At 60.9% G+C, this 7,609-nt stretch carries 7 protein-coding genes; all 7 read right to left on the bottom strand.

The window, feature by feature from the left end:
- Positions 1-818 (bottom strand): efflux RND transporter permease subunit (locus BN871_RS25075; RefSeq protein WP_048749790.1); only part of this gene is annotated, 818 nt, incomplete at its 3' end.
- A 61-nt stretch (positions 819-879) separates the two neighbouring features.
- The gene (locus BN871_RS25070; RefSeq protein WP_021880049.1) at positions 880-1,572 is read right to left on the bottom strand and encodes a response regulator transcription factor; all 693 of its coding nucleotides are present in this window, start codon (positions 1,570-1,572) and stop codon (positions 880-882) included.
- The gene (locus BN871_RS25065) at positions 1,569-3,029 is read right to left on the bottom strand and encodes a HAMP domain-containing sensor histidine kinase (RefSeq protein WP_048749787.1); all 1,461 of its coding nucleotides are present in this window, start codon (positions 3,027-3,029) and stop codon (positions 1,569-1,571) included. The genes BN871_RS25070 and BN871_RS25065 overlap by 4 nt, the downstream gene beginning before the upstream one ends.
- Before the next feature lie 182 nt (positions 3,030-3,211).
- Positions 3,212-4,189, bottom strand: a complete 978-nt coding sequence (locus BN871_RS25060) for a DUF4184 family protein (protein WP_021880047.1) — start codon at positions 4,187-4,189, stop codon at positions 3,212-3,214.
- A gap of 72 nt (positions 4,190-4,261) precedes the next feature.
- Entirely contained in the window at positions 4,262-4,819 is a 558-nt protein-coding gene (gene lepB, locus BN871_RS25055) for a signal peptidase I (RefSeq protein ID WP_048749784.1), read from the bottom strand.
- Between the two features lie 263 nt (positions 4,820-5,082).
- A complete protein-coding gene (locus tag BN871_RS25045) occupies positions 5,083-6,393 on the bottom strand; it encodes an MFS transporter (RefSeq protein WP_083436652.1) in 1,311 nt (436 codons plus the stop codon).
- A gap of 58 nt (positions 6,394-6,451) precedes the next feature.
- A partial coding sequence (locus tag BN871_RS25040; RefSeq protein ID WP_048749779.1) for an energy-coupling factor transporter transmembrane component T occupies positions 6,452-7,609 on the bottom strand: 1,158 nt, incomplete at its 5' end.

The raw sequence follows: 7,609 nt of genomic DNA, 5'->3' as shown, positions 1-7,609 counted from the left end.
CCCGCGCCGCCGGCTGCGGCGCCAGCTCCTGCACCTGCACCGGCTCCTGCACCGGCTCCTGCACCGGCTGCCGAAGGAATCAACGGAATTTCGATGTTCAAGAGATCGTCCGCCGTCATGATCTGGCCGTCGACGACGATCGACTTCTCCGAGCTGCCGAAGGTGAAGATGCCGAGCGGAACGTTCACGGCAGCCGCTTTGATTGCATTCTGGACCGATTCCGGCGTCAGGCCGTACTTGGCCAGCTCCTCCGTTTTATAGCTGAGCTCCGCGTCTTCGACATGCTGGCCGGAGATTTGGACGGAGGCGACGCCTTCCAAGCCTTTGAGCTCCGGAACGATATCGTCCTCGACCGTTTTGGTCAGCGCGGCCAGATTTTCTTTGCTGCTCGAGATGCTGAGGGATGTCACAGGGAATGCATTGAGGCTCAGCCTCGATACGGAAGGATCCTGGACGCCGTCCTTGAGTTTCAGGCTGCCCAGAGCCTCGCGCACTTCCTGCTGCGCCTTCTCCATGTCTTTGCCGAAACCGTACTCGATGACGATGGAAGAAGCATTCTCGTAGGAAGTGGAGCTGACCTCCTTCACTCCATCGAGATTGCGGGTCGCCTGCTCGACCGGTTTCGTAACGGATTCAAGCACTTCCTCCGGCGAGGCGCCCGGATAGACCGTCGTAACGCTGACGATCGGCACCGTAATGTCGGGCAGCGTCTCCATCTTCATGTTGGTCCCGGCGTAGACCCCGCCGAACACCACGATCAGCGTCATCAGCCACAGCGCGAATTTGTTGTTGATCGAAAATCGGATTATGCTCTTCAACCTGACTTCACTCCTCTATCGTATGATTTCTCTCTATGCGGTACAGCGGCAGCCAGCCGCGTTACGCCCTCAGCCTGTAGCCGATGCCCCACACCGTCTCGATGAATTTGGGCTCGGAGGGGACCTCCTCGATCTTCTCCCGCAGCCTGCGGACATGCACCGTCAAGGTGGCGATGTCCCCGATAGAGTCAAGGCCCCACACTCTCTCGAACAGCTCCTCCTTGCCGAATACCCGGCCCGGATGGGAAGCGAGCAGCAGGAGCAGCTCATATTCCTTGTTCGTCAGAGCCGCCTCTTCCCCATTGACGAACACCTGGCGGGCGGACTTGTCGATGAGCAGCCCGCGGATGCGCAGCCTCTCTCCCTCGGCGGCCGTCGCCTTGCCGGTCAGCCGGTCGTAGCGGGACAGATGGGCCTGCACCCTTGCCACCATTTCGCCGGGGCTGAACGGCTTGGTCATATAATCGTCCGCTCCGAGCCCGAGGCCGCGGATTTTATCAATATCCTCTTTCTTGGCGGAAATCATGAGGATAGGGACATCCTTTTCCTTGCGCAGCCGGCGGCATATTTCGAACCCGTCCGCAAACGGAAGCATCAGGTCCAAAATGACGAGATCGTAGGGATGCTGGAGCGCGCGTGCGAGACCGGTGTCTCCCCGCTGCTCGATATCCGCCTCGAATCCGTGGCTCTCCAAATAATCGCGCTGCAATTCCGCAATGGAGCTTTCGTCTTCGATGATCAACACGCGTTTCATGGTTTCGCCTCCTTGGGACCGGCGGTTTCCAGAGGCAGCCGCATCATGAACGCCGCTCCTCCCTCCGCCCTGTTGCGCGCCGCTACGGAGCCTCCGTGTCCTTCTGCGATCTGCCTGACGATAGCGAGCCCGAGGCCGCTGCCGCCCGTTTCCGGATTGCGGGACATCTCCGCGCGGTAGAAGCGGTCGAACACGAAGGGCAGCGCCTCCTCGTCGATTCCGGGTCCGGTATCCTCGATAATGATTTCGGCAGCCTCAGCAGCCGCTTCGAGCCTCAAGACGACCTTTCGCTCATCCGAGCTTGCCAGCGACATGTACTTGGCGCTGTTGTCCAGCATATTGTCCAGCGCTCTGCCGAGCTTTTCCGGATCGGCCATCGCATGCATCGGACTGGGCCCGCCGCCGATATGGGCCGAGAGCAGGATGCCCGATTTCTCGAGCTCGAAGCTTTTTTCCTCCAGGTAATGCCGCAGAAAAGCCTTGAGGTCGATTCGCCGGAACAGAAATTCCTCCTTGTGCAGATCCAGCTTGGAGTAGAGGAAGAGCTCGTCGATCAGCCTGTCCATATCCTTCGCTTTGCGGAATACGGTCCGGAGATATCTCTCCTGCTTCTCCGGCGTGTCGGCGACTCCGTCGAGCATTCCCTCCACATACCCTCTGACGGCCGTAATCGGGGTCTTGAGATCATGGGAGATGTGGGACAGCAGCATCTTGCGGTTCTCCTCATACTGCTGCATCTGCTCGATCGTCAGCTTCAGGCGGCTTCGCATCTCCTCGAAAGCAGTCCCGACCTGGCCGATTTCGTTATTGCCGGACGGCAGCGGAACAGGCTCCAGATTACCTTCCTTGAGCGACAAAGCCGCATTTTTGAGCCGCGACAGCGGCCTGGTGATGGAGCGGGATACGATCAGCGCCATAAAGGCGCTCATCAGGCCGACGGCCAGCAGCAGCAGCATCGTGATCAGCGGCCTCAGATAGACCGGTATGGCTTCGCTGAGCCTGAACATCGCCGCCTTGCCGGGAGTTCCGTCCGGATAAGTGAACCCGGCATGGAACACTTCATAGCTGAAAGAACCGATCGTTAAAGGATCGCGAATATTGCCTTTCTGGCTGAGCAGCTTCTCCGGCTGCCCGCTGTCCAAGGCAAGCGACGAGGAATAAGCGATGGCTCCGTCCTTCTCCAGGACGAAGCCGCTGCGGACCTCGTTCATCCGGCTGTCGATCTGCTTGAGATAGGCATCGTCCAGCAGCTTGCCGGAATCATGCTGGAGCACATACCACAGCTCGCCGAACTGGACGGCCTGCCCGTACTCCTTGTCCCGGTTCTTTTCAAAGAAATCCCGCATATCCTGGTAGCCCATCATATACACCATGAATGACATGGCCGCAGTCACCAGCACGAGAGGAACGGCAGCCATGGCGATGTAGGACAGCAGCAGCTTGAAACGGATCGACATGGTGCTCCTCCCTCCGAGCGCCGTCTGCGGCAGCTTCAATGTCCATTCTAAAGGATAGATCTAAACCATTAGGGTACCATTTCTTACAAAATTATAAACTATGGCTTGGATACATCCCATTATGAACGAAGAATAGAACCGCAAAAAGCCGGGAGCAGCTCCCGGCGAATTCATTTCATGGCCTATCGAAACATGCGGATGCCGCCGCTGTGATCGGCGCGGGCCATGCCGCTCCCTCCGATTCTGGACAGCAGCCATACCCCCAGGGAGAATAGCCATATGTACAGCAGCCAAGCGGCCGTGCCTTGCCCCTGGATGCCGTAACTCAACTCCGCGGCCATCCGATAGCCCTTGAAGGCGGCAATCAAGACAGCCAGCAGCAGCAGCCCCATCATGGCGGCTGGCAGGCGCTTCCTTTGCGCTCCGGCAGACAGCACTCCCGCGACGAACCAGCCGAAGAGCGCCGCGGAACAGCCGGCTACGAGCCACAGGACAATATTGTCGGCGTTCGGCTCGAAGAGAATCTTGCCTGCCAGGAGCAGAAATCCGGCGAAGGCGGCGGCCGCTGCCGCCCCCCATTTCGGAGCCGGCTTGCTTCTCTTGCGGCGGCGCCCTTCCTTCATGTACCAGCGGATGTAATTCCCGAGCAGCCAAACGCCGGGCAGCAGCAAGCCGAGCAAGGACAGCCCGTACTGCAGCCATTTATACAAGGGAAGCCCCGCTTCGATCCGGTACAGCGAGTGATGCCTCGCTACCAGCCATCCGTTCGTATGCGTCATCCCGTCGACGAAGAGATGCGACCAGAAGCCGATGAACAGGGAGACAAGAAGGAGCGCCCAGCCCGCGGCGCTTGCCGGCGTGTTGTCACGGCGTCCAAGCAGCGTTTCGGCATATCGGTCGACGCCGCCCAGGGACGGCAGAAGCTTCGGCAGGACAGGCTTCAGGATGTTCTCCCAAGCCGATAAGAAAGCCAGGCTCAACGGTATGCCCATCCCAATGAATCCGGTCAGCGAATGTCCGATGCTCCGGTAGGAGTTCATGGCGATAAAATATTCCATGTCCGGAATCATGCTGCCGAGAACGAGCCCGCTCAAGCTCAAGGCGGGCGCAAGCCGGCGCAGCGGCGCGGCGTAGAGCGGATGGGAAAAAGTGAACGGCATGAGCGCCTCCCTTCGGTGATAGCGGATGAAACATTGCTCCTCTTTCCTTTTTGACAAGCATCGGCTCAGGCTTCAGTCCAAAGGTCCTGCCTTGCCGAGCGGCCACAGCCGGAATACGATCTTGCCCTCCAGGCTGCTCATGCGGATCGGCCCCAGATCCCTGCTGTCCTCGCTATGCTCGCGATTGTCTCCCATGACGAATACCGTCCCTTCCGGTACCGTGAACGGAAGCCTCAGGCCTTCCGGAAAGGTCGCCCCCTTGGCGTAAGGCTCCGTCAGCGCGGCCTCGTTGAGATAGACGGTTCCATCCCGGAAATCAAGACGGTCGCCGGGCAGTCCGATTACCCTTTTCACGAGCCTGAGCGGGCTTTCCGGTCCATAGATGATGACGATATCCCCTCGCTGGGGGTTCCCGAACACATAGGCCAGCTTGTTCTCGACCAGCCTTTCGCCTTCCGTAAGAGTCGTCTGCATGCTGATGTTGCGCACTTCGGTCTGCGCAAAAGCGAACTGCTGGAGCAGCAGCGAGGCAAGAGCTGCCGTCAGGAGCGTCAGGAGCATCTCGGCCACGCGCCGGCGCTTGCCGGGCGGCCGCAGATCGCCCTGGGGAACGGACGGAACGTCAGGCATATCGGTTCTCCTTCCGGGCTTGCCGTTATGCCCGCAGGCCGGCGGCAAGCGATAGAATCTGATTCATTGACGACAGGGCCGCCCCGAAAGTTTCTTCGATCAGGACGGACGGCCCGTTCCCCGGCCTCTGAATCGAAGGCATGGATCGGGAACAAGATGGCCGTCTGACGGAATCCGGCTTTTTGTCCGATAAAAAAAGCCGCGTCAGCGCGCGGCGGAACAACGGAATGAAGCGGCCGATCGGCCTTGAGGCCATCCGCCATTCAGCCGCGGAGGCTGGCGGAGAGCGGCAAACCCGGACCGGCCTTGTCGCGGCTGCCGGCAAAGAAGAGCAGCGTGCCGATCCATCCGCATGCGGAAGCGATCAGCAGCATGAGCGTGAGCTGGCCCGAGAAGGCGGTGCCGAGCAGCGGTCCGATCGACCCCCGGATGCCGAACAGCATGAGATGGAGGCCGAATACGGTTCCTTCGCGTCCGGGAGCCAGCCGGAACACGAAAGCGAGAATGCCGATATCCCAGATCGCTTCCCCGATTCCCTGCACGGCGTTGCCGACGATGACCGCCTCGTACGTGCCCCATAAGCCGTAAAGCATCGGAACGACCGCGTATGCGCATATGCCGCATAACAGCGTGTGGCGGATATCGAACCGGTCCAGCACCCGGCCGGCGATCAAATAGGTGAGCAGCAGCGCTGCAAAATACGCGACCCGCGCATAGCCCGCTTCGGTGCTCGTCAGATTCAGCACCTGAACCTGCACGATCTGATACAGCGGATTGGCCAGCATGTTGCCGAAGCCGGCAAACGTCGTCGCGAGCAGGAAGACGGCCAGCGGACGGTTCGAGCGCACAAGATCCCACTGGGAGCGGAAGCTGAAGCGCGCCGTAGGCACCGCTCTTGGAGGCTGCTTGCGCAGCTTCATCGTCTTGAAGAGCAGGATGGACGATACGCCCATGACGGAAGCGGCCATAAGCGGGCCGGCTGGCCCCGACGCATCCGCCCAGATGCCGACGAGATAGGCCAGCGGAATGGTTACCGCGCCTGCAGCCATTCGGACGTACCCCATCAGCCGGCCTCTCAGCTCGGAAGGATAGACCTGCGAGATGAGGGAGGCGTAGGCCGGCGCCTGGATGCCCATGAGCAGCTGGAAGATCACAGCCGCCGCGACGTATACGCCAGGCTCCGGGAACAAGGCAGGAAGAAACAGCAGCAGCCTGCCGATCAGGTTGGGCAGCACGACGAAAGGCATCGGCCGGCCGCTTCTCTCGACGAGGGAAGCCCATAACGGGGAGAACACTAGACCGATCGCCGGAGCGGCGGCCAGCAAGCCGGCTTGAAGATCGGATGCTCCCTGCTTGAGGGCGAACAGCAGGTAAAACTGGTTCATGACGACATTGAACAGGCTGAACAGGCAGGCTGCGGTAAGGTCGATCCGGGCATTCAGCCAGACGCGCGGACTCATGACCATGCCGAACTTCAATAGGCGGGCTCTTGAACTTCGCCCTTTTTCTTCCACGATGCACACCTTCGCTTCTCTCTCGGATGCCGGACGGAGGCGATGAAGAGCCTCTGCCATTATGCTCCATTATCCGCGATCTGCGGTCGGGTGTACACCCCTTTCAGAGGCGTTTTTCCTATATCCGGGCGATGAAACGGAGTCCCCCCCACAGGACGGCGCCAGCCGCCAATGCCAGTGCGTCCCGCATCGACAGCCGCAGCTTGAAGGCGGATCTTTTGATGCCGTCTCCCGCCCCGAACCCTTTGGCCTCCAGCGCATCCGCAGCTCTGTCCCCAAGCCTGAGGACCGACAGCATGTACGGCACGGCTGCCCGGTACAGCATGGAAGGAGGCACGCGGCCGGGACGGCTTGCGAACTTCCCTCTGGCGGCCCCGATCATCGCATAGCGCTGCCATTCCTCGGCCAGCATCGGAATGAAACGGAACAGCAGGCTGATCGGAAGGGTGATCCGGGCTGCAGGCAAGCCGGCCTTGGCCAGCGGAGCCAGCAGCTGGTCCGCGGCCTTCTGCAGCCGGAACGGCGGCAGCAGGGCCAGCAGCGGCAAGCCGAGCAGCATGACCAGCATGAGCCGCAGCATTCTCAGCAGCATGTCCGCTGCAGGCTCCCATTGGAATTGAAGCGGCGCGAGGCCGATGCCCGCGACGGCTGCCAGCGTCAGCACGAACACTCCGTACCCTTTCACGGCTCCCGCGTAGATTCGGAGCGAGGAACGCAGCGGAACTAGGATGGCCAGCGCAATTGCCAGGGACACCCCGATTCCAAGCCAGCTTTTCTGGGAAAGGACGCCTGCGGCGACCATCAGATAGGAGGCGATGAGAGCGCGCGGATCAATCCTTTTCCCTAAGTCCTTGCCTTTCCTCTCTTGATCCGCTTTCCGAATCTCGGTTTGAGCTTTTTTCCCGGCCTCTTCCCGATCGCCGTTACATCCCGCGGCTTGATCTCCCGCTTGATCTTCCCGAGTGCCCGACAGATCTGTACCTTGCCTGCTCTCTCTCTTCCGCTCGGAAGCTCTCCCCGGAGCAACTGCAGGATTGTCGGAAGCAAGCCGGCCGGCCAGCTCCGACGGGCTGAGCCAGGGAACGGCGTCGGCTTCCAGCAGCCCGAAGCAGGCGGCCGCCTGCAAAGCCTGCGGAGCTCCGGCTTCCCGGGCGATCGACCGGGCATAGCGGGATGCCTCCATGACCTCGCGGACAACGCCGCCGTCCATGATGGCGACCTCGTCCGCGATCGGCAGCAGCGCGTCGAGGCTGTGGGCGGCAACGACGGCGCCGCC

The sequence above is a fragment of the Paenibacillus sp. P22 genome (assembly GCF_000469945.2).
In the GTDB taxonomy this organism is placed as follows: domain Bacteria; phylum Bacillota; class Bacilli; order Paenibacillales; family Paenibacillaceae; genus Paenibacillus_O; species Paenibacillus_O humicus.
Note: the sequence above shows the minus strand (reverse complement) of the source record. Positions and strands in the feature narration are given on the sequence as shown.